Below are 26,346 nucleotides of genomic sequence, written 5' to 3'. Positions count from 1 at the left end.
CGTCTGACCATAATTTTTAGAATTTACCGTGCTTTTAAAGCCGTCATTAATAATTGGTTAACGACTTTCGGGTTAGCTTGACCATGGGTTTGCTTCATGATTTGACCTACTAAGAAGCCAACTGCTCGGTCTTTCCCGTTCTTAAAGTCATCAATTGATTGTTGATTATTGCTCAAAACACCATCAATAATCGGTTGTAATTTAGCTGGATCTGACAATTGAACTAAGCCCTTGTCGTTGACCCACTTAACCGGATCTTCACCTTGCATGATTGCCTTGAAGACTTTCTTCGCGATTTTACTTGAAATCGTTTCGTCCGTCAACATCTTAATCATACCGGCTAAATTCTTTGGCGTGAGCTGCGTTGCTTGTAAGTCGACCCGATTTTCGTTCAAGAACGCATTAACGTCCCCTTGCAAGTAGTTCGAAGTCAACTTAGGATCTGCACCAGCTGCAACCGTGGCATCAAAGAAATCTGACATTTCTTTAGTCTGCGTCAAGACACCGGCATCATAAGCCGTTAAGCCAAAATCGTGCACGTAACGTTCGCGCCGTGACCCAGGCATTTCTGGTAAGTCACGCTTGATTGAAGCAATCCAGTCATCACTGATTTCAACAACGGGCACATCTGGTTCTGGGAAATAACGGTAATCATCGCTACCTTCCTTAACCCGCATTAAAATAGTTTGACCCGTGGTTTCATCAAAACGCCGCGTCTCTTGTTGCACTTTGCCACCAGACATTAAGACCCGTTGTTGGCGTTGTTCCTCAAATTCGAGGGACTTGCGAACGTAGTTGAAAGAGTTCAAGTTCTTCATTTCGGTTTTGACCCCGTATTTATCTGAACCTGCTGGTCGAATGGAAATATTGACGTCGACCCGCATTGACCCTTCTTCCATCTTAACATCGGAAACCCCAGTAAATTGCACCCGTTGCCGTAAGGCTTCACAGTATGCATAAGCTTCTGCTGGTGAACTCAGTTCTGGTTTCGACACAATTTCAATTAATGGTGTCCCTTGTCGGTTCAAATCCACGTAAGAATAGTCATTTTCATGGGTATTCTTACCCGCATCTTCTTCAATATGCATTTCTTCGATACCGATTCGTTTCTTTTCGCCATCGACTTCAATTTCAAGCCAACCATCATGGGCTAATGGCTTTTCGTGCTGTGAAATTTGATAAGCTTTGGGATTATCTGGATAAAAGTAGTTTTTACGATCAAAATAAGTTTCAGATTCAATCTGGGCATGTAAGGCTGTTGCCGTTTTAATCCCAGCTTCAACAACCCCTTGGTTAGCCGTTGGTAAAACCCCTGGATAACCCCAGTCAATCACGTTCGTATTGGCATTAGGTTCCGCCCCAAATTGAACGGGTGACGGACTAAAGATTTTTGAATTGGTTTTTAATTCAACGTGGACTTCTAGCCCAATAGTCGTTTCAAAATTCATTAATGCGTCCCTCCTAACGTGGGTGTCGCTTGATGAAAGTCAGTAGCTTGCTCAAAAGCATAGCCGGCTTTATAAAGCGTGCTTTCATCGAAGGACTTCCCAATCAATTGTAAGCCAACTGGCATGCCATCGGCAAAACCAGCTGGAATTGACATCCCTGGTAACCCAGCTAAGTTAACTGGAATCGTCAAGACATCATTCATGTACATCGTAATCGGGTCAGAAATTTCGTCACCCAGCTTAAAGGCCGGCGTTGGCGCGGTTGGTCCGATAATTAAATCATAGTCTTCAAAGACTTTATTAAAATCATTAATAATCATCGTCCGGATTTGCCCAGCTTTGTGGAAATAGGCATCGTAGTATCCGGCTGAAAGCGAGAACGTTCCCAACATAATTCGCCGTTTAACTTCATCACCAAAACCTTCAGAACGACTCCGAACATAGACATCTTCTAGATTCTTAACATCTTGGGCCCGGAAACCATACCGAATCCCATCAAACCGTTGTAAGTTAGATGAAGCTTCTGAAGACGCAATAATGTAGTAAGCTGCGACGCCGTACCGACTATTTGGTAATGAGACTTCTTCAACCGTCGCACCTAAGGCTTCAAACTGCTTAACAGCTGCTTGAATGACTGCCCGAACTTTAGGATCAATCCCAGCACCCATGTATTCCTTAGGTAACGCAATCTTCATGCCCTTAATATCGCCCGTTAACCCAGCAGTAAAGTCTGGTACGGCCCGTTTAGAACTCGTGCCATCATGTGCATCATTACCAGCAATCAAGTTCAAAGCTGTCGCATTATCCTTAACGGTCCGCGTCATTGGACCAATTTGGTCTAATGATGACCCAAAGGCGATTAAGCCCCACCGTGAGACGCGACCATAAGTGGGTTTCATCCCAACAATGCCGTTAAATGAGGCAGGTTGCCGAATCGAACCACCCGTATCAGAACCATAGGCAACGGGCACTTGACCAGCAGCGACTGCGACCGCTGAGCCACCCGAAGAACCACCGGGTACCCGCGTCAGGTCCCAAGGGTTTTTCGTCACTTTAAATGCTGACGTTTCAGTCGAACCACCCATGGCAAATTCATCCATGTTAGTCTTACCAACAATAATCATATCGTGAGTTAACATCTGATCCACAACCGTGGCATTATAGACAGGCACAAAATTAGCCAGCATCTTAGAAGCTGCGGTGGTCGTAAGCCCTTTGGTAACGATATTATCCTTAACTGCAACTGGAATCCCAGCTAAAACATTGTCAGCGTTAATTCCGTTCGCATCTAATTGTTGGGCCTTAGTTAAGGCAGCTGCTTCATTCAAGCCAAGAAAAGCATCGACTTGAGTATCAGTTTTCGCCAAATTAGCAAAGGTTGCTTGCGTTAATTCGGTGGCACTAAGCTTTTTGTTCACTAAATCCGCATGGAGACTTGTTAAATCTTGGTCAAAAAAATCCATTATTCACCGTCCCCACTTTCATCAATAATTGCTGGCACTTTAATTAACCCATTTTGCGTTTCAGGGGCATTCGCCAATAAGGCGGCCCGGTCGTCACTTTTAACTGCGACATCTTCACGTAAAGCATTCCGACGATCACTCACTTGTGAGGTCACGGGAACTCCCGTCGTATCAACCGTACTTAATTCCTCAAACATACCAATGATTTTTTCAAGTTGGCCCGTAAAAGTTTCAAGTTGTGCTGGTGTAAATTCAAGCTTCGCTAAGCTAGCCACATGGGCAACTTGTTCAGCATCAATGCGTTCTTCAGCCATCAATTTTCCTTCTTTCTACCAATTATCATTTAACTTAATTATTACCCTGATCACTAAAGACATGGGTGTAATAAGAGCTCCCCTTGGCGGTCCGAGCTAAGAAGCTCTGAATATCACCATTAGCACTCTTAACCGTAATCTCAACCGGTACGCCCGATGGCAAGTAGCGTTTGGCAGCCGTTGCCAAGTATTGCGTAAAGCTGATAATTTCAGTCTCACTATAGAACTTAGTCGTGATATTAACACTCAACTTACTCAATGCCTTGTCTTTGTAGTGCGCATTAGCCGTGACACCCGATAAATTCGGGAAGAAGTTTTGAACGTGAGTCTTAAAGGAACTAAAATCAGACGTATCCGTGCTATTGGCACCGGCATTCTTCGATTCAGTCGTTGCTGGGAAGACATAATTATTCCAATTGAGGGATTTCCAATCACTGACACTGGTGGACCCGTTCTTAGAAACGGCATAAGCCACCATATTCCCACCTACTAGACTATCATTTGAAGATTGCTTGTAAAGGGCCAAAACAATTGGCACACTCTTCAAGGCTGATTTTTGTCGTAAGCGTTGCAAGACGGTATTAGCCATCCGTTTACCTTGTGCAGTGAGTTCGGTAGTTGAAATATTGGTCTCATAAGTCGCGCCATATTCAACTTTTGTATAGTAATCGACCGAGTTCAAGCCTAACCCAATGGTCACGCCACCTAAAGTAAGCTTACTGCCGCTTTGAATCATATAGTCTTGTTCTTCCAATTGTTGTAAATAAATTGGATTCCGAGTACTGGCACCGGTTTTCCCATTGCTAGCAGGGTTCAATCCGGTTGCATTACTCTTGGACTTGCGGCCCAACCAATTTTCAACCGTGGACGTGCTCAGATATTGCCCTTCTTGATAAACGTATTTACTAGTGGAGAATTCTTTCTTTGAAACGTCTAATAAGCCCGTTTCAAAGCTCTTCAAGTTCATCACGTTATCATTTTGGGACACATTGACGCCCCGTGATTTGCTGGTTCGATACTGGCCGTTTTTAATGACCCCTTGATAAAATTCAGAATCCGTTGAGCCAGTCGTGGTCGTCGTTTTCGACCCCGTTGTCGTGGTACTCGTACTATTTGATCCAAATGACGAACTCTTTAAATTTCCACAAGCGGCTAATACGATTGCGGCAACTGCCACTAAGCCAATCGTGCGTATGCGTTTGACATTCACGCTCATGCATCCTCCCTCATTGTTGTGCTGAACCGGGCTTCATCCCAAACCGTAATGTTCAACTGTTCTGCTTTTTGCAACTTACTGCCCGCGTCTTCACCCGCAATTACTAAATCAGTCTTTTTAGAAACACTGCCGGTCACTGTTGCCCCGTGTGCTTCTAACCACTGACTCGCATCCGTTCGTGTGAACCGCTGTAACTTACCCGTTAAGACCACTCGTTTCCCAGCAAACCAACTGTCACTATCATTGACAACTGTTGCACTGGGGCCTTGATAGGTGGTATTAACGTTAACAGCATGTAACTCGGCAATTAAGGTTTGCACCGCCGTACTACCAAAATACTGGACAACCGCATTGGCAATAATATCACCCATGGAATCAATCGCTGCAATTTCAGCTTGATCGGCGGCCATCAGCGTTTCGATGGTGCCAAAGTGCTGCGCAATTAAGCGGGCAACCTTAGCGCCCACGTGCCGAATACCCAAACCAAATAATAACCGTTCAAGTGAATTATTGCGACTACGGTCAATCGCTGTCAAGAGGTTTTCAGCAGATTTATCTTTTACTTTATCTAAAGCGAGTAGTTGGTCTTTCGTTAATCGATATAAATCAGCAACATCGCTAACCAAGTGATTGGTATACAATTGTGCAATCAACTTAGGTCCCAAACCCTCAATATTCATCGCATTACGTGATGCAAAGTGGACTAGGCCTTCTTGAACCTGGGCCGGACATTTCGGATTAATACACCGCAATGCGACCTCATCTTCTAAATGAACCAACGGTGCCCCACATGAGGGACAAGTGGTTGGGATTTCTAAAGCGACAGCCTCTGCTGGTCGTTTCGTCAAATCAACGGCCGAAATTTCTGGAATAATATCGCCAGCTTTATGCAACAATACCGTATCACCAATCCGGACATCTTTGGCTTGCACATAGTCCGGATTGTGTAAGGAGGCCCGTGCTACCGTGGTACCAGCTAATTGCACCGGTGTCATGACGGCGGTCGGGGTAACGACTCCGGTTCGGCCAATCGTCCATTCAACCGCTTCTAAAAGGGTCGGCTGTTCATCTGGTGGGAATTTAAACGCAATGGCCCAGCGTGGCACCTTAACCGTTGCTCCTAAGGCGCGCTGTAAGGGTAATGGATTGGCTTTAATCACAATTCCGTCAATCCCATAAGCCAAGTCCGCCCGTTTACTTTGATACCGGTCAATATAGTCAAAAACCTCAGTCATTGTATGGGCCACTTCGAACGTCGGATTAATGGCTAAGCCCAAGTCTGCAAACTCAGTCAACAAATCACTTTGCGTCCGGGCCGTTAAGGGCGCGTAATCAGCGACATTGTACATAAAAGTACTGAGTTGGCGTTCAGCTGTCACCCGTGGATCTAGTTGGCGTAACGTCCCCGCGGCTGCATTTCTTGGATTCGCAAAAACACTCTCGCCAGCGGCTTCACGCCGTTCATTCAAGGCCGCAAATGCGGCTTTAGGCATGTAACACTCACCCCGAACTTCCACCGTTAACGGGCGTTTTAATTGGTGTGGGATTGACGCAATCGTCATAATATTGCGTGTAATATCTTCACCAACTGACCCATTACCACGCGTCGAACCTTGTACTAAGCGGCCATTCTCATATTGTAAGGATAAGGCTAAGCCATCAATTTTTAATTCACAATTATAATCAAATGGGTCATCAACATTTTGGCGTAGCCGCTCATCAAAGCTTTGTAATTCAGCTTGTGAGAACACATCGCCTAACGACAACATTGGAATCGGATGCGGCACTTTGGCAAAACCAGCCTTGACCGTGCCACCGACAAGTTGGGTGGGTGAATCTGGCGTGACTACGGCCGGAAAAGCCGTCTCTAAAGCCACTAACCGGGCATACACTTGGTCATAAACTGCATCATCAACTTGCGGCGCATCATGATCATAGTAATCTTGCCGCCACTGATTCAGTTCAAGTCGTAATTGACTAGCCTCAGTTGCAGCGCTAGTCGCGTCTAACTGCGTGATGGGCGTTTCTGCCATGTTAATTAACCTCCTCTAACAAAACTTCTAGGCTTGGACCTTTTTAATTGGCGCAAAGGCTGCTAACAGTCGTTTGATGCCTTCAGATTTAAATGCAATATCCAATTCAGCATCTTCGCCCGCACCGGTAACTTTAACCACCGTGCCAGTACCCCACTTACGATGAGTCACCTTGTCGCCAATTGACCAGCTATTCTTATCGGCACCAGTACCACTGGCTTTTTTAACCGTTGCCCGTGTCCCAACTGGGTGTTTCTTATACGCTGGCGTCAACGCCTTTTTGGTTGCAAATGGGACGTCTAATTGACTGTCTCGCGACCCGTCTAGCGTATTATCATTTTTAATCAAACTTTGATCGATTTCTTCCACAAAACGTGAGGCTTGATTACTTTGACGACGCCCGTATAACATCCGTGAATACGCATTCGTCAGATACAACTTCTTTTCAGCCCGCGTAATCCCAACATAGGCTAATCGCCGTTCTTCTTCAAGCTCGTCTTCGTCCATCATCGCCCGTGACAACGGGAAGATGCCCTCTTCCATCCCAATCAAGAAGACAACTGGAAATTCTAGACCTTTAGCAGCGTGTAGGGTCATTAACGTCACCGCTTGTGGTTCTTCTTCGACATTATCCACATCCGAAACTAATGCTAAGTCAGCTAAGAAGTCGACATATTTATCACTATCTTCTTCTTCTGGCTGGTAACTATCATCAAATTGCTTCGTGACGGATAAAAATTCTTCAATATTTTCAATCCGGGCCTGAGCTTCAAGTGACTTGGTTGCTTTGGCATTTTTTAACGCCTTCATATAGCCCGTCCGGTCTAAGATTTCTTGTGTTAAATCCGTGACAGAAAGATACGCTCGCATTGCCCGCAATTCATTCAAAGTTGTGGCAAATTGGGTTAAAGCGCCCTTAGCACGAGTAGAAATACCATTCGCCATATCCACATTGCTAGCAGCCTCTAACATCGAATAGCCTGCTTCGTCGGCAAAAGCGCGTAACTTGTCGACACTGGTCTGACCAATGCCCCGTTTCGGCTCATTAACCACCCGTTCAAAGTTAAGTGAATCCTGATCATTAACAATCAGGGCTAAATACGCCAACACATCACGAATTTCTTTACGATCGTAGAACTTATTGCCCCCAACCATCATGTACGGCATGTTCGCTTTAACTAAGGATTCTTCCATCACTCGTGACTGCGCATTCGTCCGATACAAAATGGAAAAATCACCATAATTATAATGATTTTCAGCCATTTCAGCTTGAATTTGTGCAATCACATAATGGGTTTCGTCATTTTCACTCTGGCCCCGGTAATAAGAAATCTGATCACCGGTGGTATTTTCAGTCCATAATTTTTTCGGTTTACGCGTCGTATTGTTATTAATCACTTTATTAGCGGCCGCCAAAATTGTTTTGGTTGACCGGTAGTTTTGTTCCAACATCACGCTATCAGCTTGCGGATAATCCTGCTCAAAGTTCAGGATATTCTCCATATTGGCGCCACGCCAACCATAGATTGACTGATCAGCATCACCCACGACACACAAGTTATGGTACTTATCAGCCAATAAATTGACTAACGTATATTGCGCATTATTGGTATCTTGATATTCATCAACGTGAATATAATGAAATTTATTTTGATACCAGCTTAACGTCTCAGCATCACTACGAAACAACTGAATGGTCAACATGATTAAGTCATCAAAATCAACCGCTTGGTCCGCAGCTAATTCTCGTTGATACTGAGTATAGACGTCCGCTACAATGCTCTCAAATGGACTAGCCGCAGCTTCTTGATACATGGCTGGCGTTTGTAAATCATTCTTTGCATTCGAAATCGCCGATAAGATTGACCGAGGATCGAATTTTTTGGAGTCAATATTTTGATCATTCAAGATTCGCTTCACTAAGGTGCGTTGTTCGCTAGTCCCCGCAATTGTAAACGCACGGTTATAGCCAATCTTATCAATATCGCGGCGTAAAATACGCACACATAACGCATGGAACGTCGAGACCCAGACGTCACGTGCGGCTTCGCCTAATAATGTTCCAACCCGTTCACGCATTTCACGAGCGGCCTTATTAGTAAAAGTAATCGCTAAAACATTCCAGGGATTGACCCCACATTCTTCAATTAAATAAGCCACACGATGTGTTAACACTCGTGTCTTGCCTGAGCCAGCGCCGGCCATAATTAATAGCGGCCCCTCAGTGTCTAAAACGGCTTCTTGTTGCTTGTCATTCATTCCAGCCAATAAGCTTTCTTTTGACACGCTGTTCGCCACCCTTTCTAAAAATCAGTCACCAAATATTATAGCAAATTTTGGCCGTCAATGCTTAGTTTTAGCGTGTAAAACCCACACCAAAATTTCAAAAAAATAGCCGTCTCAGCTCCTTGGCCTGACGACTATCTCATTTAATTCAAATTTAGTCACGTTGTGCGTCACTATCAGCTGCATCCGTGGCAGCGCCTAAGCGCCAAATGCCAGTATCATCAACTTGATCCAACGCATCTTTCACGCTGTCGGCCTCAATTAAGACATGGCCAGCTAGCACCGCTTTTTCAGCTTGTAATTTCGTCCGATGGTAAAAATTAAAGAACCAGTTTGGTTTGATCTGCCATTGCGTCCGAATCCCATTAAGTTGAGCTGACGTAAAGTATACGGCCACAATCGGCATCACTTGCTTAATCGGCATTAACGGTAACCCAGCGATTGCCCGTAAATGCTGCTCAGCCATGCTGATATTCGTTGCCCGGTCAAAGACATAGCCGGCCTGATGCATAGCAGGGACAATCCGCTTAATATATAAGTTTCCACTGGCAGTCAAGAAAAAGGCCACTTCAAAAATCCCGGTATAAGTTAAATTATCGCTAATTTCAGTCGTGATTCGTAAGATTTCATCATTAACAGCTGAATCAATCTGGGCCGGTACAATCGTTTCCAATAAGTCATGGTCGCGATACCGATTCTCAACAATTGGGAAAAATTCTGTCTCCGTAGCTGTTTTCGCCACAATCACGGACAACTCTTTTTGATAAGGAATCAGTGATTCTAATAAATAAGTGCCCCAATCCAATAAATCAGCGGCTTTTACAATATCAGTCTGCGTCTTAATGACGAGTTGCCGATTTTGCCCCAACCCTTTTTGAATTGGTTTTAAAATGCTGGGGTACCCAATTGAGCCAATTGATTGATAGACATCATCCAGACTAACAATCGTCGCTGAGGGCGCCACATTTAAGTTCAGTTGGCTGAAAAAGGCCCGTTCCAGTGACCGATCTTGCATGATTTCTAAAGCATCCGTCCCTTGAGGCACGCGCGTGTGCGCCGCTAAGAAACTAATGACTGCTGCATCAATGGTTTCAGATTCATACGTTACCATATCGCAACGTTCCGCGAAATTCTGTAATTGTTGCTGATCCTTTAGGGCCCCGACAACGCGAAAATCTGCCAGTTCCATGGTCTCAGTATTTTCATTATCACCGTAAACCCCGACATTAATGCCAGCATTACGCGCGGCAATTACCAATCCAACACCGTTGGTACTATTGCCAATAACACCTAAAGTACCGCCTGGATTTAAAACTGAGTTGTCCACATCCGTCCCTACTTTCTTGTAAATAAATAGTCACCTAATTAAAAAGCTTATCTGCTTATAATCATACGTTTCACCCGCGTTGCTTGCAAGTTTTAATCGTGTTTACCTATGCTTGTTCGGAAGCAAAATGAACCCGGTCACCTTCAAAAGAGGTAATTTGAGCTAAAGATTCTAGGCGGACGCCCCGTTTTTCAACTAATTGATGCCCAGTCTGGAAGACTTTTTCGATGACAATCCCAACCCCGGCAATGGCAGCCTGAGCTTGATCACAAATATCAAATAGCCCTTGGACTGCTTGCCCATTTGCCAAGAAATCATCAATAATCAAAACCTTATCCGTTGCACTTAAAAATTTCTTGGAGATTGAAATATGATTCGACGTTTTTTTAGTGTAAGAATAGACCTCGGCTGTAAACAGATCGTCAACTAACGTGACCGACTTGTGCTTCCGTGCAAAGACCACGGGCACATGCAACTGAAGGCCGGTCATCACGGCGGGCGCAATCCCGGATGATTCAACTGTCAAAATCTTAGTGATCCCCATTTCACGGAATAACTGCGCAAATTCAGACCCCATCGCAAACATTAAGTCAGGATCGACCTGATGATTTAAAAATCCATCCACTTTTAACACTTCGCCAGGTAAGACCCGACCGTCCTGTAAAATACGTTGTTCAAGCTGTTGCATAGTGTCCTCCTGATGATGTGATATTTTTTATTATAAAACACTTACTACTTATCATACCTTTGTAAGTTATATTTTTGAATAATATTAATTAATTTTTGGGCATAATTCGGATCAGTTGCGTACCCAGCAGTGACTAACGCCTGCGCGGCCGTCTGATAATCCTTGGCCTGAATCACCGCCTGATAATGATTAGCATCCCAACTTGGGCCGTTGGCAAGTCGTTTGGCATGACCAACCATTGACGCATCCCAACTTGAATAGACTCGGAATCGCTGCTTAACCTGATGATAAGCCCCATCATAATATTCTTTGGTCATCATTAGTTTGCCTGGTTCATCAGCCGTCGCCTTAACCCCGAACAGATTGTAATTCTTAGTGGCATTGGTACTTTTCCCCCAATCCGATTCTAAAATGGCTTGACTCAAACTAATACTCGCTAGCACATGGTATTTTTTCTGCATGCGTTGCGCAGATGGTGCAAGCTTTTTGATAAAACCAGCATGCGTCGTCACTGCTGGCTGCGCTTTAGCTGTCGTAGTTGGCTGTGACTGGTGGCCTTTAACTAACCAGACAACCCCGCCAATCAAACAAATCAAAATGAAAATATTCAACCATTGCGGTTGACCATGATGGACTAATAATCCACCCGTATCACCTTTAGCCCGCCGTTTAATTTTGAATGCCATTCATCCGCTCCCTTCGTTGTGCAACTTGTTGCCAACTAACTCACCTATGTACGCACTCAACTGACACCCCACTGGTATCAGCAACTACCTCTATTCTACAGACTTTCACCACAAAATAAAATATCGGTTAGTGGATTGCCAAAACTTTTCCACCTGCTAAACTAGAGACAGATCAAACCTAAATTTCAAGGAGGACTTTTTTATGTCAAAAACTTATCGGTGGGCCATTGTTGGGCTTGGCAATATTGCAAGCAAATTTGCCGCCGCCTTTGATCAACCAGATGGTGAATTGTACGCCGTTTGTTCACGTTCGCAAGCCAAAGCCACGGCCTTTGCGCATGACCACGGTATTCCTAAAGCTTACAGTGATTTAACATCATTATTAGCGGATGACCAAGTCGACATCATTTACGTGGCCACGCCCCATAACTATCATATCGACACTATTTTACCAGCGCTACGAGCCGGCAAACACGTCCTTAGCGAAAAAGCTATTACCTTAACTAGCGCCGAACTCGCCGAAGCCACCGCCCTCGCTACCAAAAATCACTTGATATTAACTGAAGCAATGACCCTTTATCACATGCCATTGTATCAAAAACTTCATAATTTTGCGGTTGAACGCGAATTAGGCGCTTTAAAAATGGTTCAGGCTAGCTTCGGTAGTTTCAAAGATCCCAATCCGACTAACCGGTTCTTCAATCCCCAACTTGCCGGTGGTGCCTTACTTGATATTGGTGTCTACGCCCTCGCCTTTGTCCGTGAATTTTTAACAGCAACACCCGTGATTACTGGCACAACCATGCATCGCTTCAGTAGTGGCGTGGATGAAGCCGAAACAATTACACTCCGGACGGCCCACGATGAACTCGCAACGGTGGCCTTAACGTTTCGCGCTAAGATGCCCAAACAAGGCATCGTCGCCTACGAAAATGGCTTTTTCACGATTGATTCCTACCCCCGAGCCGATCAAGCGCAGTTTACTGCTGCTAATGGCGCAACTGAAATCATCAAAGCCGGCACAACCGCACAAGCCATGGCTTATGAAATTGATGACATGCAAAAAACGGTTGCCGGTGAACTCGCCAACACCACGTTAGCCAAAACAACGGATGTGATGGCCGTCATGACCGCCGCTCGTAATCAATGGGATTATCGCTATCCTTTTGAAAAATAAGGTTTAAAACGCCATAATTTAGGCCCACGACACAGTTTGCAGGCCTAAGTTATGGCGTTTTGACGTTAAACGATTAGCCCAATTCCCATGAAAACAATAAACGATAAACAAATTAATGTTGCATTTTTGATGGCTAAGCTAAACGTTTCCCGTTTGACTTGTTTTTGCATAAAGACACGGGTATTTTTGAAAACTGGGATAGCACTGAGTAAGGTCAGCAAGCTTAACGGCGGTAAAACACCCAGCCAAACCGCGCCGACTAAGCACCCATACCCAGCGACATAACTCCAGGCAAAGACTTGTAGCATCACTGGCTTACCTAGATAATACAAAATCGTATGTCGGCCCAAGGCTAGGTCTTCGGCCTGATCACAGATATTATTAGCCAGCATAATATTGGCAATGGCAAAAATTGCCAAGCCAGATGCCACCAACACTTTCAGACTAGCACCCCAGGTCAACGGGGCCACATCAAACGTATTTATATAGACAGCAATCCAAAAAATCATGAAACCCATGGTAAATCCCGAAAAGAATTCGCCAAACGGTCCCGTTGAAATTGGCTTGGGACCGCCCGCATAAAAATACCCGACAGCATATGAGTAAAGGCCCATCCACAATAGCGGCCACCCCGTCTTAGTCACTAACCACAGGCCCAAAAGTAATGATAACCCTGCCAAGCCAAAGGTCACAGTGCGCGCCTGGCGAATCGAAATTTGATGCACCCCGACGACATTAGTCGCTTCCAAAAAGTCCTGATTATCCGCATTACGTGGCGCATGAATAAAATCTTGATAGTTATCATTGGCATTGGTCGCCATATGGAATAACGAAGATGCCACAAAGAACAAACTCAGATAGCCCAAATGAAATTGATGATAGTTATAGCTTGCGTACAAACTGCCTAAAACAAATGGTAAAACGCTAGCAATCAACGACTTAATCTCCACAAATTCCAGAAAAACTTTCGGTTTCAAGAAAATGCCTCCCCCTTTTATTTGACAACGTTTCCAGTTATTTGTACCTTTAATATAGATTGTATTTTAGAATAGGTGGGGCTGCAAGGGTTGATTCAGCCCACCCGTATGGAGTGACGGTGCATGATTCAAAATATTTGGCGGTCCAATACTCAAATTCACGACCAATTAACAGCGCTAAAACCTTATTTACTGGCAAATGTGCAGATTGATAATGCGGCCATCAATGACCGAGTGCACACGCTATTAGCCGCTGGCGGTAAATTTTTACGCCCAGGATTCTTTTATATATTCAGCCAATTTGGCGCTGATCAAGATCCAGTCCGGTTACAAGCAGGCGCAGCGGCGATGGAGCTTTTACATGTCGCCACCTTAATTCATGATGACGTCATTGATGAAGCCCCTAAGCGCCGACAAATTACGACCATTCACCAAGATTACGGGCAACGCAATGCTATTTATGCGGGCGATCTCTTATTCACGTGTTACTTCGACCAAGTCGTCTTATCTGCCCGTACCCCAGCTGATGTGAAGCGCAACACCGCTGCCATGCGGGCGGTGTTACAAGGTGAGCTAGATCAAATGGCCCATAACTTTCAACCGACCACTACGCTTAATGAATACTTACAAGTCATCGCAGGTAAAACGGCCCGCTTATTTAGCCTCAGTTGTCAGCAAGGCGCACATCTAGCTTTGGCATCAGCTGCTGTGGAAACCTTGGCACAACAAATCGGTCAACAACTAGGGTTAGCCTATCAAATGTTAGACGATATTCTGGACTACACCGGTGATGAAGCCCTAACCCATAAACCGGTCTTGGCTGATTTAAAGGTAGGCGTCTATTCCTTACCTTTAATCTATGCCTTACAACGTGACCCTAGCTTGGCACAACAACTTCCCATGCCAGGCAGTCACCCAACCAATCAGGACCTGATTGCGATTCGCGATCAAGTGATTGCCTTAGGTGGGGTCACGCAGACCCAACAATTGGCTACCACCTATACACAGCAAGCCTTAAGCTTGATTAATCGCTTACCCGCCGGCAGCAGTCAACAAGCGCTCCAACACCTTGTGACTCAATTGTTAGTTCGCAACCATTAATCCGATGCTTAAAAGGTGACTTGACTAAAAAATAAATGTTGCAAGAATCTTAATAAATTCTTGCAGCATTTATTTTTTTGACCTAATTGACATCAAGCATCACGACCATGATCTAAATCATACAACCGTTTAAACCGCGGCGCTGTTGCGTATAATTCAGCAGGTGTCCCCGCCATATCGAACTGCCCGGCTTCTAAAAAGCGCACTTGATCGACATAATCAATTCCGGCTAAATGATGGGTCACCCAGAGAATGGTTTTATCTTGTAACACCCGAAAAATAGTAGCTAACAAGTGTGCTTCTGTAATTGGATCTAGGCTAACTGTGGGTTCATCCAAAATGATAATCGGTGCATCTTGCAATAGGATACGCGCCAGGGCTATCCGTTGGCGTTCACCGCCAGAAAACCGGGTCCCGCCTTCTTCTACTAGCGTCGCCATTCCCGCTGGTAACGCATCGATTAATGGTCCTAATTCCACTGCAACCAATGCCGCTTTAACGGCCGCATCCGTGGCCTGCAAATTCCCCATGCGCACATTATTTAGAATACTCGTATTGAACAGATAGGGCTGCTGGTCTAAGACGCCAAACAAAGCGGCCCGCGATGTTTGCAGGCGACTAATCGGCACATCATTTAACTGGATAGTCCCAGCACTGGGTGTTAAATCACCTAAAATCAGCTTAAGTAACGTGCTCTTTCCAGTACCAGAAGGCCCCAGTAAGGCCACTTTTTCACCGGCCTGCAACGTTAAATCTAAATGGTTAAAAATAGCCGGTTGAGTAGCGTCATATTGAAAATCAAGTTGGACCACCTGCAGTGTTTGGAATGGTTCAGTGAGTTGCGTTTGTTGCGACTCATCTGTTGGCGTCGTATCCAGCTGATTAACACGCTGAATCGATCGTTGATAGCTGGGCCATTCGCTGACACCTTGACTAACTGACTGAAACGCATCAACTAATGGAAAGACTGATAACACAAAAGCAGCAATCCAGTTAACGCTAGCCGCATTAGTTGTCCAATACAAGCTACTCCACCCTAATAAGGCCAAGCAAATGACACCAAACAATAATTGAATGGTAAAATCACGCCACCATTGAAATTGATGATCCGCTTGCCGAAGCGTTTCTATTTGCTCGATTGGCGCTGTTTGCTGCGCATTAAAATCTGCTTGGCGCCCAGCAATCACCCAGTCGCTTAACCCCATCACCGAATCTGTCAGTTGTGTATAAAATTGTTGTTGAACTTTACGACTTTTGGTTTCCCGGGCGCCATTGATCAAGACGGACCACAAAGGCATCACCACTACGATTAACCCTAGTAAGACTAACATCAATAACCCAAACCACCAGCTAAAGTAGCCCAGCGCAAGGATAATTATCACGTACATGGTCCACGCAATGACCGTCGGAAAAACCGTCCGCAAGTAAAGATTTTCAATATGATCGATATCATCGGCCAACAAACTTAAGACATCCCCGGTTTGAAAATTTTGGCGAATGGCGACAGCTTGTTTAGCCACTGCTTGATAAAGTTTCTTACGAAAATCCGAGACAATTCTTAAAACCCAGTTATGGCTCGTAATGCGTTCCGCATACCGAAAAGCTGGCCGACCAATCCCGAAGGCTCTAGTCAAGACAATCGGGACATAAATCAATAAAATATTTTCCGGTCGTTGTGCCGCACGACTAATTAAATAGCCTGAATTAAACATCAATGCCGAGCCACAGAAAAAGGTCATCAAGCCTAAAAAGAGTGTTAATGCTAGTAATTTTTTATATTTCCGGAGGTACGGCATCACCCAAGTGTCATGTTGAAATGTGGTAAAAAAGTTTTTCATTCGGTCGCACCTCCCATTTCGGTCCACAATCGTTGATACGGTCCGGTGTGTGTTGCTAACTGCGCTGGCACCCCTTGTTCAACAATACGACCATGTGACAAGACCAAGACATAATCCATTTGATTTAACCAATGTAACCGATGCGTTGCAAAAAAGACTAAATGTTGATCAAATACTGGCAAAATCGTTTGTTTTAAGGCGGCTTCAGTTTCGATATCTAAATGCGCTGTCGGTTCATCAAATAATAAAATCTTCCGTGAATCATCTAAGAATGCCCGAGCCAACGCAATCCGTTGGGCTTGACCGCCACTGACGCCCCGTGCACCTTCCCCAATTGGCGTGTTCACCCCCGCTGGCAAGGTCTGTAACCAGGTAGTTAAGCCTGCTCGCTCAGCAGCTTGGGCGATTGCGCTCGGCGTCGCCTGTGGTTGATAAAAAGCGATGTTTTCAGCCACAGTCGCATGGAACAAATACGGGTTTTGTGGAATATAGAAAAAACTTTGTTGCCAAGCGGTCTGATCAAGATGTGGAATCGGTTGCCCATTGACTGTCAAGGTCCCTTGGTTCGGGGTAGGCGTCAAAAAGCCGCCTAATAATTTAATCAAGGTCGACTTGCCAGAACCTGAAGCCCCAATAATCCCAATCCGCTGATAACCTTTAGCCGTAAAATCGAGATTCGTTAGAGTTAACTGATCAGTCGTGTACCCAAAATTGACAGCTTTCAAACTTAACGTACTATCTGCTTGCCAAGTTAGTGGCGTCGTGCCCAGTTGGGCTTGTTGCGTCGGTAACGGTAATGCTAGCATTGTCTTAACGGCGGTAAGCGCATTCTTACCATTTAACGTCGCATGATAGTCATTAGCGAACGTTCGCAGGGGCAAAAAATAATCTGGTGCTAACACTAAGATCACTAGCGCCGGCAATAAGGTAATCGTGCCATTGATTAAGCCAAAGCCTAAAAAGACGGCGACCACTGCAATTGATAACGTCGTGAAAAAATCCAAGGCAAACGTCGATAACATGGCCACCTTAATGACCGCCAACGTTTGCTTGCGATAGCTTTCACTTACCTGATACACATTCTTGGCATAGCGTTTACTCAAGCCCAGCTGTTTTAACGTCGGTAGCCCTCGTAACGTATCAACAAAATGATTGGATAATCGTTGATAACCTGCATATTGGCGGTCTGCTTTAGCCTGGGCCGCATACCCGAGAATAATCATAAATAAAATAATTAATGGAAAAATAGCCAATAAAAACAAAGCTTCCCGCCAGCGTAAAAAGGCGATATAAATTAAAATCACCCAGGGAATCACCATCATATCAATCACTTTAATAACGACCAACATTAAATACGTCTGGACTTTATCAATCCCCTCTAAGGCAGTCGTCACCACATTACCCGTACCCATTTTAGCAACATAGCTTGGGCCTAAGCGATAAAGCTTTTGCATGACCTGACGCCGTAAATCACCGGTCGTCTTGGCAACCAGTGGATACATTAAATGATTCTTAATGACCACTAACAATTGCCGGCCCACCCAGGCAATAGCAAAAATCAGCATCGGTTGTAAGACGATTGTCAACACTTGGCGCTGCCACAGGCCCACAATCGCCACCGCCAAAAACTGTGCCTGAATGATAATACAGACGCCCTCAAGCAACGCTAACACCGTCAATAACACGGCAAGTCGGCGCATGCCTGGGAGCTTAAATAGTGCTGGATCAAACATTGACCATCCCTCCTCACTTACAAATCACAAAAGATCGTGACTTATTCATTACTAAGTCACGATCTGATTCAAACCACTTTTACGATGCTAAGCGTTTATAAAATACCCAATAACTCCAGATAAAGTAAGCTAGCATAATCGGTAACACCGTTAAGGTAATGATCGTCATCACATGCAGCGTATACGGTGAGTTCGACGCATTTTTAATCAGAATGCTATGAGCCGCATTGTTAGCAACCATCACCCGAGGGAACAGGCCATTAAACAATAAGACCACGACATCAATCAATGATAACCCACTGCCGATAAATGACAGCCATTCGTGATTGCCGTATACCCCCCACGTCGCTAAGACCGTCAACGCTACTAAGACAACTACTAAAATCAATGTTGACACCGGCCGTTTCGCGAAGAAGTCGGTATTGAAATAAAGTAAGACTGCAAACAAGACCTCACCAGCAAACAAGACCCAATAAAGGGGCTTAGCCCACTGAAGCGCTCGCTGCCGTAAAGTGCCTGTCGTCTTTAGTCGAATAAAATTTAAGCCGTGTAAGTAGCACAGCAAGGTCACTGCCACCCCACCAACTAACGTAAACGGATTGACGTAATCCGTAAAGTGGGCGGTGAGATTGCCATTAGCATCAATGGGCATTCCTTTGACAAGTGCGGTAAACATCATGCCAAACAAGAATGCGGCACAAAAACTGCCGATGGCGGCTGCCCATTCCCAAAAGTTGCGGCCAGCAACAGTTGCCATCCGACTCCGAAATTCAAAGGAGACGCCACGCATAATTAAGGCCACCAGAATAAATAACAGAATTAAATAAAAGCCAGAAAACAATGACGCATACCACATTGGAAACGACGCAAACATGGCACCACCAGCAGTGATCAACCAGACTTCGTTAGCATCCCAGTGTGGACCAATCGTATGAATCACGACATCCCGTTCTTGCCGTGTTTGGGCTAAACTCTTAATCGTCATCCCAACCCCAAAGTCAAATCCTTCTAAGAAGAAGAACCCACTAAATAAAACGCCAACTAACACAAACCATAAGAATTGTAAGTTACTCATGACTGAAGGCCCCCTTGCCGTATGGATCATATGGTGCATCATCGGCCGCTTGCAACAAATCATCCGGACCCTGACGTAACGTCCGCCGTGATAAGACAATCATGACGACCCCTAAGCCACTGAATAAGCAGAAGTAAATAATATTTGAAATCAATAGCGATGCCACACTCACATTTGGTGAGACCGCATCCGCAATCGTTAACAACCCATAAACAACCCATGGATAACGGCCTAATTCAGTAATGAACCATCCCGCCGTATTCGCGGCAAATGGTAAGAATGTACAGACTCCTAAGACCCATAAGAACCACCGCTGCCGTTCAATTAACGTTGAGCTGGCACGATTAAAGAATAAGCCAACAATCGCAATTAATGCAAATAGTCCGCCAGACACTGCCATGACCCGGAAACTCCAGAATAAGGTTTTGGCCGGCACATAGTAATTCATGCTTTTACCAAATTTATGATCATACTTAGCATGTAATTCTTTATTCAACCGGTTTTGACCCTTTACATTTCCGCTTAACTTATGATAGCTCAAGATATCTAAAACATATGGCACTTCAATCGACCATTTAGCTTGATGATTTTTGGTGTCTAAACCCTCGATAATCGCCCAAGGTGCCGGTGATCCTGAATCCTTATACAAGCCTTCAGTCGCTGCAAACTTCATCGGCTGTTCTTTAATAATGTAACGAGTTTGCAAATCGCCCATACCAACGACCCCAATGGTCGCAATCAGGCCAACAAGTAAACTAATCGTGATGGATTTGCGGAAGAACTGAACGTTGCGTTTTTTGAGCAAGCCAAACGCGGCCATCCCCGCCACAACAAAGGCACCGGTTACGAAAGCCCCAAACAACACATGGGGTAATTCATACCATAATTGTGGATTTTTAATAACCGCTGAAAAACTCGTCATTTGAGCCCGTCCCGTTTTGGCATTAATCATAAAACCAACCGGATTTTGCATAAAACTATTCGCAGCTAAAATCCACATTGCTGAAATCATCGTCCCAATGGCCGTTAGCCAAATGAATGCACAATGAATCCCCGCATTGAATCGATCCCAACCAAACATCCACAGACCAATAAATGTTGACTCCATAAAGAACGCAACCAGCGCTTCGATTGCCAATGGTGCGCCAAAAATATCACCCATAAACCGTGAATAATCTGACCAATTCATGCCAAATTGAAATTCTTGAATAATCCCAGTAACAACGCCAACGGCAAAGCTAAGTAAAAAGATTCGTCCCCAGAATTGCGCCATATGTTTATATAATTCATCCTTTTTAACGACGTAAATTGTTTCCATAATGGCAACGATTAAAGCTAACCCAATCGATAATGGCACAAAGAAAAAATGGAATACCGTCGTCATCGCAAACTGAAAACGAGCTAAGGATAGAATACTCAATCCTAAATTCATGGTGGTCCCCCCTTTAATGCGACTATTTAGGTTCCAAAAAGTAAGCGGAACCAATAACTTCGCCTTTATCATAGCAAGTGATAAGTGAAAATTCAAACAATCTTAACTTTTATTTTTAAAATCAGCTTTTTTAGCTGTGCCGGTTGACATTATTAACCACCATGCTATATTAACGACAGACTCAGAAAAAAGGTGCGGTTTGATGGAAATTGGAACCAAAGTCACCTTTAGCTTAGATGGTAACCCCTACACTGGTGAAATTGCGAAGGCCTACACGAACGCCTATTTAATTACCTTCACCAGTACTGATCCAGACATCACAGATAAATATCATGATAAAGTTATTATTAGTCAGAAAAAAGTGCGACCGGTCTAGGCGTAACCAGCAAAAACCAGTTAGAAGTCACGCGACTTCTAACTGGTTTTTTTAGATAACTAATTAACTTGTAGAACCAACTAGTCTGCATGGCGGAATCGCAACAACGGTAATCCAATTAATGGCGTTAAGATTCCCGCCAAAATAGCTTCCGGTACGCCATTAGTCCCAACAATCGTTAATAAATATGGCATTAGCTTAGAAAGATCCACTTGGTAGAAGCCAGCTGCTTGTTGCCGATATAAAAGGCCGATTAACCCCAATACTAATAGCGTATTTGTTAAAGCCCCCGTAATCCCTGCTAGGGTTAACCCTAATGTTGTTTTTTGCCGACGACGAAACCAGATAAAGACCCACCCAGCAACGACCCCAATCAGAATCCGGGGCAATACTGACACTAACGGATTTGTAAATACCAGAGGTGCCAACGGACTAGTCGGTGCCACAAATGCCCGTATCCAATCCAGCAAGCCCCAAGCACCGCCAATAATGGCGCCATCACGCGGTCCCAAGACGACGGCAGCAATTATGACCGTAACATGAATCGTCGTTAAACTTAATCCCATAATTGGAATATAACCAAAAAAAGGGACGATATTTTGAATAATAACAATTGCAATCAACACCGCTAGTACACTAATATGATAAGCGTTTGAACGTTGTTTCATCTACGCCACCTCAACCCTACTTCACAATTTTTAATCATCCTAATTATAGCATGGGTGCCTGCCCAAAAACGACCACATGGCCAAAAGGCGCTTGGATTTTATCCCAAACGCCCAGCCTTAAAATCAAGTCACCAACACCAATTATTTAGCCTCTTTAGCGCGTAAATCAGCCCGTAGCTTAGAATGCCGAAAACTATACGTAAAGTAAATTATTAGGCCAATTGTCAGCCAAATACCGAACATCTTCCACGTAAAGGCTTGTAAATTAAGCATTAAATAGATACAGGCCAAAAATGATACAATTGGCAATACTGGGTAAAAAGGTACCTTAAACGAACTATTGATTTGTTGCAAAGTTTCATGTTTTCGTAAGAAAATAACCCCAATTGAAACCATGGCAAACGCAAACAAGGTCCCGATATTAACTAATTCTGCAATTTTATCTAATGGAATAATAGCCGCAAAAATACTAGCAATGAGACCAAAAATCCAAGTACTTTTGACAGGTACTTTCGTTCGTGGATTCAAAGTCCTGAACGCCTTAGGCAATAACCCATCGCGACTAATCGCAAATAGCAAACGAGTGCCACCATAAAGCATCACAATTAATACAGTTGTCATACCAACAACGGCTCCAAGCGACACAATCCCAGCAGCCCAATTCTGATGAATGATATTCAACGCATACGCCACTGGATCGCCAACGTTTAACTTCGTATAATGAACGACACCAACTAAAACCGCGGCCATCGCCACATATAAGATTGATGCAACCACTAACGACCCAATAATGCCAATTGGCATATCACGTTTCGGATTTTTAACCTCTTCAGAAGCTGTTGAAACGGCATCAAAGCCGATATAAGCATAAAAAGCCAATGAGGCCCCCTTAACTAAACCATGCACGCCATGTGGCATAAATGGGTGATAATTTGCTGGGCGAATAAAGAAAATCGCGACGCCAATAAATAAGACAATGACTAGAATTTTAACAATAACCATAATTGAATTAACTCGGGTCGATTCTTGTAAGCCACCAACCAACAACAATGAAATTGCTAAGACGACCACAAAAGCAATCAGGTTAAAACCAGCATGCTTAACGCCAGCCGTCCCAATCGCCGCAGATAAGAACGTGGGAAGTTTAATGCCAAAACCACTTAATAAGTTTTGAAAATACGATGACCAACTAACTGCCACCGAAGAAACCGCAAATAAATATTCCGAAATTAATGACCAGCCTAAAATCCACGCTAGAAATTCACCAAAAACCGTATAAACATAAGTATAAGCACTCCCCGCTAATGGAATAGTTGACGAAAATTCCGCATAGCATAACGCTGCTAAGGAACAGACCACTGCGGCAATCACAAATGATAGCATCGCAGCCGGTCCGGCATACTTCGCCGCAATAATCCCCGGCGTGATAAAAATACCCGATCCGACAATCGCACCGATTCCCATCATCGTTAGACTAAAAGCATTTAACGTTTTAGCTAGGCCGCCCTTATTGAAGTTGGCCGGATTAACTGATTTTTTAACCAATAATCGTTGTGACGCTCGCATTTAGTGTTGCCTCCTAATTAAATTCTTATTAATGTAACGTTGTTCATTTTATTGATTTTCACATGAATAGTCAAGTGAATTCAGTACAATTTAAACTAATAGGCAGTTAGAATCAGGACGAGTCACGGTTTTAAAGCTTTTAGTCATTATCACCAATTTTCAGTCTTTCACAAATTAAAGTAAAAAAAGAGCAATCGCTAATTAATAGCGACTGCTCTTTCATTATTTTTTAATACTAGATAAATTGAATTAAAGACATCAAGATTGGCACAACAACAATGAACAATACGGTACTAGTTGTAACAATGTTAGTCGCGTATTCGACATCCCCATGTGCTTCATTAGCTAAGATTGGCAAGACCGCAAGCATTGGTGTTGCGGATTGAACAATCAATGTTTGTGAGGCCATCGTTGGGAAGCTTGCCCCAATATTACCCGCAACCATGATAACTAAAATCATCACGATTGGTGATAAGACGAAACGACCAATTAAAGCAACAATCGTATCACGATCAAAGTGAATACTCTTTAACCCAGCATCTGCCAAGACAATCCCAATATAGATTAAGGATAATGGCGTTACTAAGTTACCCACGTAAGTTAAAGTTGAATTAATAAATGACACCTTTAATACTGGGATATTGAGTAGTAAGAAGACCAAGGCAACCAAGAACCCAACTAGTGGCATTGGGATAACTTTCTTCCAGTCGATCTTATTGTGGGTCTTTTCCTTAGACTTAGTTGGATCATCATTCGAAATCAAGAAGACCCCGAAAGCCCAAGTCGAAACGGTGTTCACAATATAATAAACTAAGAAGTAAGTCATACTATTCTCACCGAACAAGGCAATATTCAATGGTAACCCAATGAAGATTGTATTGGCGTTGACAATCGCATTAATGAAAATCCCCTTGCGTCCAGGTCGAACCCGCATAATTTTAACTAGGGCAAAGGCAATTAGATAACCAATGATCACCGCTAAGAAGGCATAGGCTAAATATCCCGAAAATGAACCTAACTGGCCCCGGGTTAACCGACTAAGGACTGAGACGAAAATTGACGCTGGTAGCGCGATATTCTTAATGAATTTAGAAATGTTGCCGGCAAAACTATCTGAGAACCAACCGGTCCGCCGTAACACGTAACCTAAAACCATAATTAGAACAACGACTAGCACACTTTGAATTGAATTCCATAAAACAACCATGAGTTTTTATTCCCACTTCCTACTTTTTTTAATTAATACGCTCTCTTATGCAAACCACGTTAATTAATATTCTGGAACCCACTTCATGTCAGCAACAGCTTGCTTGGCACTCGCAATTGGTTCTTTATTAAGCTTTTGATCAATGACACTTTGTGCCACAACTTCAGCTAATTTTTGTGAAAATGACGTGATTTTTGAAACTGGTGGTAATACAGCAGCACCAGGCTTGTCAGTATCAACAATACCGCCTAAGGCATGGCAAGCTGCAGATAACGTTGCACTGTTTAAGACCTTAGCAGTTGAAGCAATCAACCCAAAGCCTAAACCAGGGTACATTAGGGCATTATTTCCTTGACCAATTTGGTAAGTTACACCCTTGTATTCAACATCGTCAGCTGGAATCCCAGTCGCGATCAAAGCACGACCATCGGTCCATTTGATTAAATCTTCAGCCTTAGCTTCAGCTAACTTAGTTGGGTTAGATAATGGGAAGATGATTGGTCGTTCTGTATGCGCAGCCATTTCCTTCACAATACTTTCAGTAAAGGCCCCTGGTTGCGTTGAAGTCCCAATCATCACGGTTGGATGAACAGCTTTAACAACAGCCTCTAAGTTCGTTAATTCATCAGCGTTACTAAATTCACTACGTTGACGTGTGAAATCTTTTTGGGCAGGAGTTAGGTCATCCGTATCGTCAAATAACAAGCCTTGTTGGTCAACGGCATAGAAATGTTGTTTGGCTTCGGCTTCGGTTAACCCAGCTTGCATCAATTCGTCCATGATTTGGTTGGCAATTCCCATGCCGGCCGTCCCTGAACCAAATGATAAAATCTTTTGATCTTTGATACTTTCCTTAGAAATGTTCAAAGCACCTAAAATCCCAGCTAAAACAACCATCCCAGTCCCTTGAATATCATCATTGAACGTGGCGATTTGGTCCTTGTACTTGTCCAAGATAACTTGGGCATTTGAACGGCCAAAGTCTTCCCAATGTAATAATGATTCTGGGAATAATTTTTGTTCAGCTTCAACAAACTTATCAATGACATCATAATATTGATCGCCATAAACCCGTTTGTGACGATTGCCTAAGTACAATGGATCATCGAGTAATTTCTGGTTGTTTGTCCCAGCATCAATGCTAACGGGCAATACTTGTGATGGGTCAATACCAGCAGCAGCCGTATAAACCATCAACTTACCAACAGCAATATCAACCCCGTTGACACCCCAATCACCCATGCCAAGAATTCCTTCAGCATCGGTCACAACAACCAAGCGAATATCACGACCACTAGCCGCATTCTTCAAAGTTGCTTCCACATCTTCGGGCGCATCAACTGAAACAAAGGCCGCATTTTGTGGATCCAAGAATAATTCGTTGTATTGTTCGATCGAATCAGCAACCACTGGATCATAAACGATTGGCATAAATTCAACCACATGTTCATCCATCAAATGGAAGAACAAGGTCCGGTTTTCATTGAATAAATTCATTAAGAAAATCCGTTTTTCTAACCGGGTTGCTTTGCTCTGGAATTGTGCGTAAGCTTGCGTGGTTTGTTCATCAATCGTTTGAACTTGACTTGGGAGCGTCCCAGTTAAGCCTAACGCTTGACGTTCTGCTTTCGTAAAGGCAGTCCCTTTATTTAAAAATGGATTGTTTAAAATTGTATCTGCTTGAGTCATATTTAATTCCTCCAATTCGTTATTTCAATTTACAAATAATACTTTA

Annotated in this window: 21 protein-coding genes; 3 read left to right on the top strand and 18 right to left on the bottom strand. The window is 43.8% G+C overall.

Features of this window, described 5'->3' with window-relative positions; genetic code table 11:
* Positions 1 to 23 precede the first annotated feature (23 nt).
* The 9 genes from gatB to C5Z25_RS10600 form a co-directional block, all read right to left on the bottom strand.
* The gene (gatB, locus tag C5Z25_RS10640) at positions 24 to 1,448 is read right to left on the bottom strand and encodes an Asp-tRNA(Asn)/Glu-tRNA(Gln) amidotransferase subunit GatB (RefSeq protein ID WP_105452567.1); all 1,425 of its coding nucleotides are present in this window, start codon (positions 1,446 to 1,448) and stop codon (positions 24 to 26) included.
* On the bottom strand, positions 1,448 to 2,911 hold the full coding sequence (gene gatA / locus C5Z25_RS10635) for an Asp-tRNA(Asn)/Glu-tRNA(Gln) amidotransferase subunit GatA (RefSeq protein WP_105452566.1): 1,464 nt from the start codon (positions 2,909 to 2,911) through the stop codon (positions 1,448 to 1,450). The genes gatB and gatA overlap by 1 nt, the downstream gene beginning before the upstream one ends.
* The gene (gatC, locus tag C5Z25_RS10630) at positions 2,911 to 3,225 is read right to left on the bottom strand and encodes an Asp-tRNA(Asn)/Glu-tRNA(Gln) amidotransferase subunit GatC (RefSeq protein WP_105452565.1); all 315 of its coding nucleotides are present in this window, start codon (positions 3,223 to 3,225) and stop codon (positions 2,911 to 2,913) included. Before gatC ends, gatA begins: the two co-directional genes overlap by 1 nt.
* A gap of 34 nt (positions 3,226 to 3,259) precedes the next feature.
* The gene (locus tag C5Z25_RS10625; RefSeq protein WP_105452885.1) at positions 3,260 to 4,435 is read right to left on the bottom strand and encodes a CamS family sex pheromone protein; all 1,176 of its coding nucleotides are present in this window, start codon (positions 4,433 to 4,435) and stop codon (positions 3,260 to 3,262) included.
* Positions 4,436 to 4,437: 2 nt separating this feature from the next.
* Positions 4,438 to 6,474 (bottom strand): NAD-dependent DNA ligase LigA, encoded by a 2,037-nt coding sequence (gene ligA, locus C5Z25_RS10620; RefSeq protein ID WP_105452564.1) that lies wholly within the window; start codon positions 6,472 to 6,474, stop codon positions 4,438 to 4,440.
* Between the two features lie 27 nt (positions 6,475 to 6,501).
* On the bottom strand, positions 6,502 to 8,760 hold the full coding sequence (gene pcrA / locus C5Z25_RS10615; RefSeq protein WP_105452563.1) for a DNA helicase PcrA: 2,259 nt from the start codon (positions 8,758 to 8,760) through the stop codon (positions 6,502 to 6,504).
* A gap of 154 nt (positions 8,761 to 8,914) precedes the next feature.
* Entirely contained in the window at positions 8,915 to 10,087 is a 1,173-nt protein-coding gene (locus C5Z25_RS10610; protein ID WP_105452562.1) for a 5-(carboxyamino)imidazole ribonucleotide synthase, read from the bottom strand.
* Between the two features lie 106 nt (positions 10,088 to 10,193).
* Positions 10,194 to 10,775, bottom strand: a complete 582-nt coding sequence (locus tag C5Z25_RS10605) for a xanthine phosphoribosyltransferase (protein ID WP_105448066.1) — start codon at positions 10,773 to 10,775, stop codon at positions 10,194 to 10,196.
* A 44-nt stretch (positions 10,776 to 10,819) separates the two neighbouring features.
* Entirely contained in the window at positions 10,820 to 11,461 is a 642-nt protein-coding gene (locus C5Z25_RS10600; protein WP_105452561.1) for a glycoside hydrolase family 73 protein, read from the bottom strand.
* A gap of 202 nt (positions 11,462 to 11,663) precedes the next feature.
* Between C5Z25_RS10600 and C5Z25_RS10595 the strand changes: the two genes are divergently transcribed.
* Positions 11,664 to 12,638, top strand: a complete 975-nt coding sequence (locus C5Z25_RS10595) for a Gfo/Idh/MocA family protein (protein WP_105452560.1) — start codon at positions 11,664 to 11,666, stop codon at positions 12,636 to 12,638.
* A gap of 65 nt (positions 12,639 to 12,703) precedes the next feature.
* Here the strand turns inward: C5Z25_RS10595 and C5Z25_RS10590 are convergent, their stop codons facing one another.
* Complete coding sequence (locus C5Z25_RS10590; RefSeq protein ID WP_105452559.1) at positions 12,704 to 13,615, bottom strand: 1,4-dihydroxy-2-naphthoate polyprenyltransferase; 912 nt, start codon at positions 13,613 to 13,615, stop codon at positions 12,704 to 12,706.
* A 123-nt stretch (positions 13,616 to 13,738) separates the two neighbouring features.
* Between C5Z25_RS10590 and C5Z25_RS10585 the strand changes: the two genes are divergently transcribed.
* Positions 13,739 to 14,716 (top strand): polyprenyl synthetase family protein, encoded by a 978-nt coding sequence (locus tag C5Z25_RS10585; protein ID WP_105452558.1) that lies wholly within the window; start codon positions 13,739 to 13,741, stop codon positions 14,714 to 14,716.
* A gap of 92 nt (positions 14,717 to 14,808) precedes the next feature.
* Here the strand turns inward: C5Z25_RS10585 and cydC are convergent, their stop codons facing one another.
* From cydC to C5Z25_RS10565, 4 genes are all read right to left on the bottom strand, one after another.
* Complete coding sequence (cydC, locus tag C5Z25_RS10580) at positions 14,809 to 16,554, bottom strand: thiol reductant ABC exporter subunit CydC (RefSeq protein WP_105452557.1); 1,746 nt, start codon at positions 16,552 to 16,554, stop codon at positions 14,809 to 14,811.
* Positions 16,551 to 18,287, bottom strand: a complete 1,737-nt coding sequence (cydD, locus tag C5Z25_RS10575; RefSeq protein ID WP_105452556.1) for a thiol reductant ABC exporter subunit CydD — start codon at positions 18,285 to 18,287, stop codon at positions 16,551 to 16,553. Before cydD ends, cydC begins: the two co-directional genes overlap by 4 nt.
* A 79-nt stretch (positions 18,288 to 18,366) precedes the next feature.
* Positions 18,367 to 19,362, bottom strand: a complete 996-nt coding sequence (cydB, locus tag C5Z25_RS10570; RefSeq protein ID WP_105452555.1) for a cytochrome d ubiquinol oxidase subunit II — start codon at positions 19,360 to 19,362, stop codon at positions 18,367 to 18,369.
* Positions 19,355 to 20,794, bottom strand: a complete 1,440-nt coding sequence (locus tag C5Z25_RS10565) for a cytochrome ubiquinol oxidase subunit I (RefSeq protein WP_105452554.1) — start codon at positions 20,792 to 20,794, stop codon at positions 19,355 to 19,357. Before C5Z25_RS10565 ends, cydB begins: the two co-directional genes overlap by 8 nt.
* Positions 20,795 to 20,996: 202 nt before the next feature.
* Here C5Z25_RS10565 and C5Z25_RS12585 point away from each other — a divergent pair, with 202 nt between their 5' ends.
* Positions 20,997 to 21,170, top strand: a complete 174-nt coding sequence (locus C5Z25_RS12585) for a hypothetical protein (RefSeq protein WP_199774908.1) — start codon at positions 20,997 to 20,999, stop codon at positions 21,168 to 21,170.
* Positions 21,171 to 21,250: 80 nt separating this feature from the next.
* Here C5Z25_RS12585 and C5Z25_RS10560 read toward each other — a convergent pair whose 3' ends face one another.
* The 4 genes from C5Z25_RS10560 to C5Z25_RS10545 all read right to left on the bottom strand — a co-directional run bounded on the left by C5Z25_RS10560 (position 21,251) and on the right by C5Z25_RS10545 (position 26,300).
* The gene (locus C5Z25_RS10560) at positions 21,251 to 21,838 is read right to left on the bottom strand and encodes an ECF transporter S component (protein ID WP_105452553.1); all 588 of its coding nucleotides are present in this window, start codon (positions 21,836 to 21,838) and stop codon (positions 21,251 to 21,253) included.
* Between the two features lie 141 nt (positions 21,839 to 21,979).
* A complete protein-coding gene (locus tag C5Z25_RS10555) occupies positions 21,980 to 23,404 on the bottom strand; it encodes an amino acid permease (RefSeq protein WP_105452552.1) in 1,425 nt (474 codons plus the stop codon).
* A 235-nt stretch (positions 23,405 to 23,639) separates the two neighbouring features.
* Complete coding sequence (locus tag C5Z25_RS10550) at positions 23,640 to 24,611, bottom strand: AEC family transporter (protein WP_105452551.1); 972 nt, start codon at positions 24,609 to 24,611, stop codon at positions 23,640 to 23,642.
* A gap of 63 nt (positions 24,612 to 24,674) precedes the next feature.
* On the bottom strand, positions 24,675 to 26,300 hold the full coding sequence (locus tag C5Z25_RS10545) for a malolactic enzyme (protein WP_105452550.1): 1,626 nt from the start codon (positions 26,298 to 26,300) through the stop codon (positions 24,675 to 24,677).
* Positions 26,301 to 26,346 lie beyond the last annotated feature (46 nt).

It is taken from the genome of Lactobacillus sp. CBA3605 (genome assembly GCF_002970915.1).
Classification (GTDB): domain Bacteria; phylum Bacillota; class Bacilli; order Lactobacillales; family Lactobacillaceae; genus Lactiplantibacillus.
Note: the sequence above shows the minus strand (reverse complement) of the source record. Positions and strands in the feature narration are given on the sequence as shown.

What these genes read in the sequence shown, in the direction of transcription:
- cydD (WP_105452556.1), bottom strand. Translation starts at nt 18,287, where the DNA reads ATGTTTGATCCAGCACTATTTAAGCTCCCAGGCATGCGCCGACTTGCC.
- C5Z25_RS10550 (WP_105452551.1), bottom strand. Translation starts at nt 24,611, where the DNA reads ATGGTTGTTTTATGGAATTCAATTCAAAGTGTGCTAGTCGTTGTTCTA.
- ligA (WP_105452564.1), bottom strand. Translation starts at nt 6,474, where the DNA reads ATGGCAGAAACGCCCATCACGCAGTTAGACGCGACTAGCGCTGCAACT.
- C5Z25_RS10565 (WP_105452554.1), bottom strand. Translation starts at nt 20,794, where the DNA reads ATGAATTTAGGATTGAGTATTCTATCCTTAGCTCGTTTTCAGTTTGCG.
- cydC (WP_105452557.1), bottom strand. Translation starts at nt 16,554, where the DNA reads ATGAAAAACTTTTTTACCACATTTCAACATGACACTTGGGTGATGCCG.
- C5Z25_RS12585 (WP_199774908.1), top strand. Translation starts at nt 20,997, where the DNA reads ATGGAAATTGGAACCAAAGTCACCTTTAGCTTAGATGGTAACCCCTAC.
- C5Z25_RS10605 (WP_105448066.1), bottom strand. Translation starts at nt 10,775, where the DNA reads ATGCAACAGCTTGAACAACGTATTTTACAGGACGGTCGGGTCTTACCT.
- C5Z25_RS10555 (WP_105452552.1), bottom strand. Translation starts at nt 23,404, where the DNA reads ATGCGAGCGTCACAACGATTATTGGTTAAAAAATCAGTTAATCCGGCC.
- C5Z25_RS10545 (WP_105452550.1), bottom strand. Translation starts at nt 26,300, where the DNA reads ATGACTCAAGCAGATACAATTTTAAACAATCCATTTTTAAATAAAGGG.
- C5Z25_RS10585 (WP_105452558.1), top strand. Translation starts at nt 13,739, where the DNA reads ATGATTCAAAATATTTGGCGGTCCAATACTCAAATTCACGACCAATTA.
- gatA (WP_105452566.1), bottom strand. Translation starts at nt 2,911, where the DNA reads ATGGATTTTTTTGACCAAGATTTAACAAGTCTCCATGCGGATTTAGTG.
- gatC (WP_105452565.1), bottom strand. Translation starts at nt 3,225, where the DNA reads ATGGCTGAAGAACGCATTGATGCTGAACAAGTTGCCCATGTGGCTAGC.
- C5Z25_RS10600 (WP_105452561.1), bottom strand. Translation starts at nt 11,461, where the DNA reads ATGGCATTCAAAATTAAACGGCGGGCTAAAGGTGATACGGGTGGATTA.
- C5Z25_RS10595 (WP_105452560.1), top strand. Translation starts at nt 11,664, where the DNA reads ATGTCAAAAACTTATCGGTGGGCCATTGTTGGGCTTGGCAATATTGCA.
- gatB (WP_105452567.1), bottom strand. Translation starts at nt 1,448, where the DNA reads ATGAATTTTGAAACGACTATTGGGCTAGAAGTCCACGTTGAATTAAAA.
- C5Z25_RS10560 (WP_105452553.1), bottom strand. Translation starts at nt 21,838, where the DNA reads ATGAAACAACGTTCAAACGCTTATCATATTAGTGTACTAGCGGTGTTG.
- cydB (WP_105452555.1), bottom strand. Translation starts at nt 19,362, where the DNA reads ATGAGTAACTTACAATTCTTATGGTTTGTGTTAGTTGGCGTTTTATTT.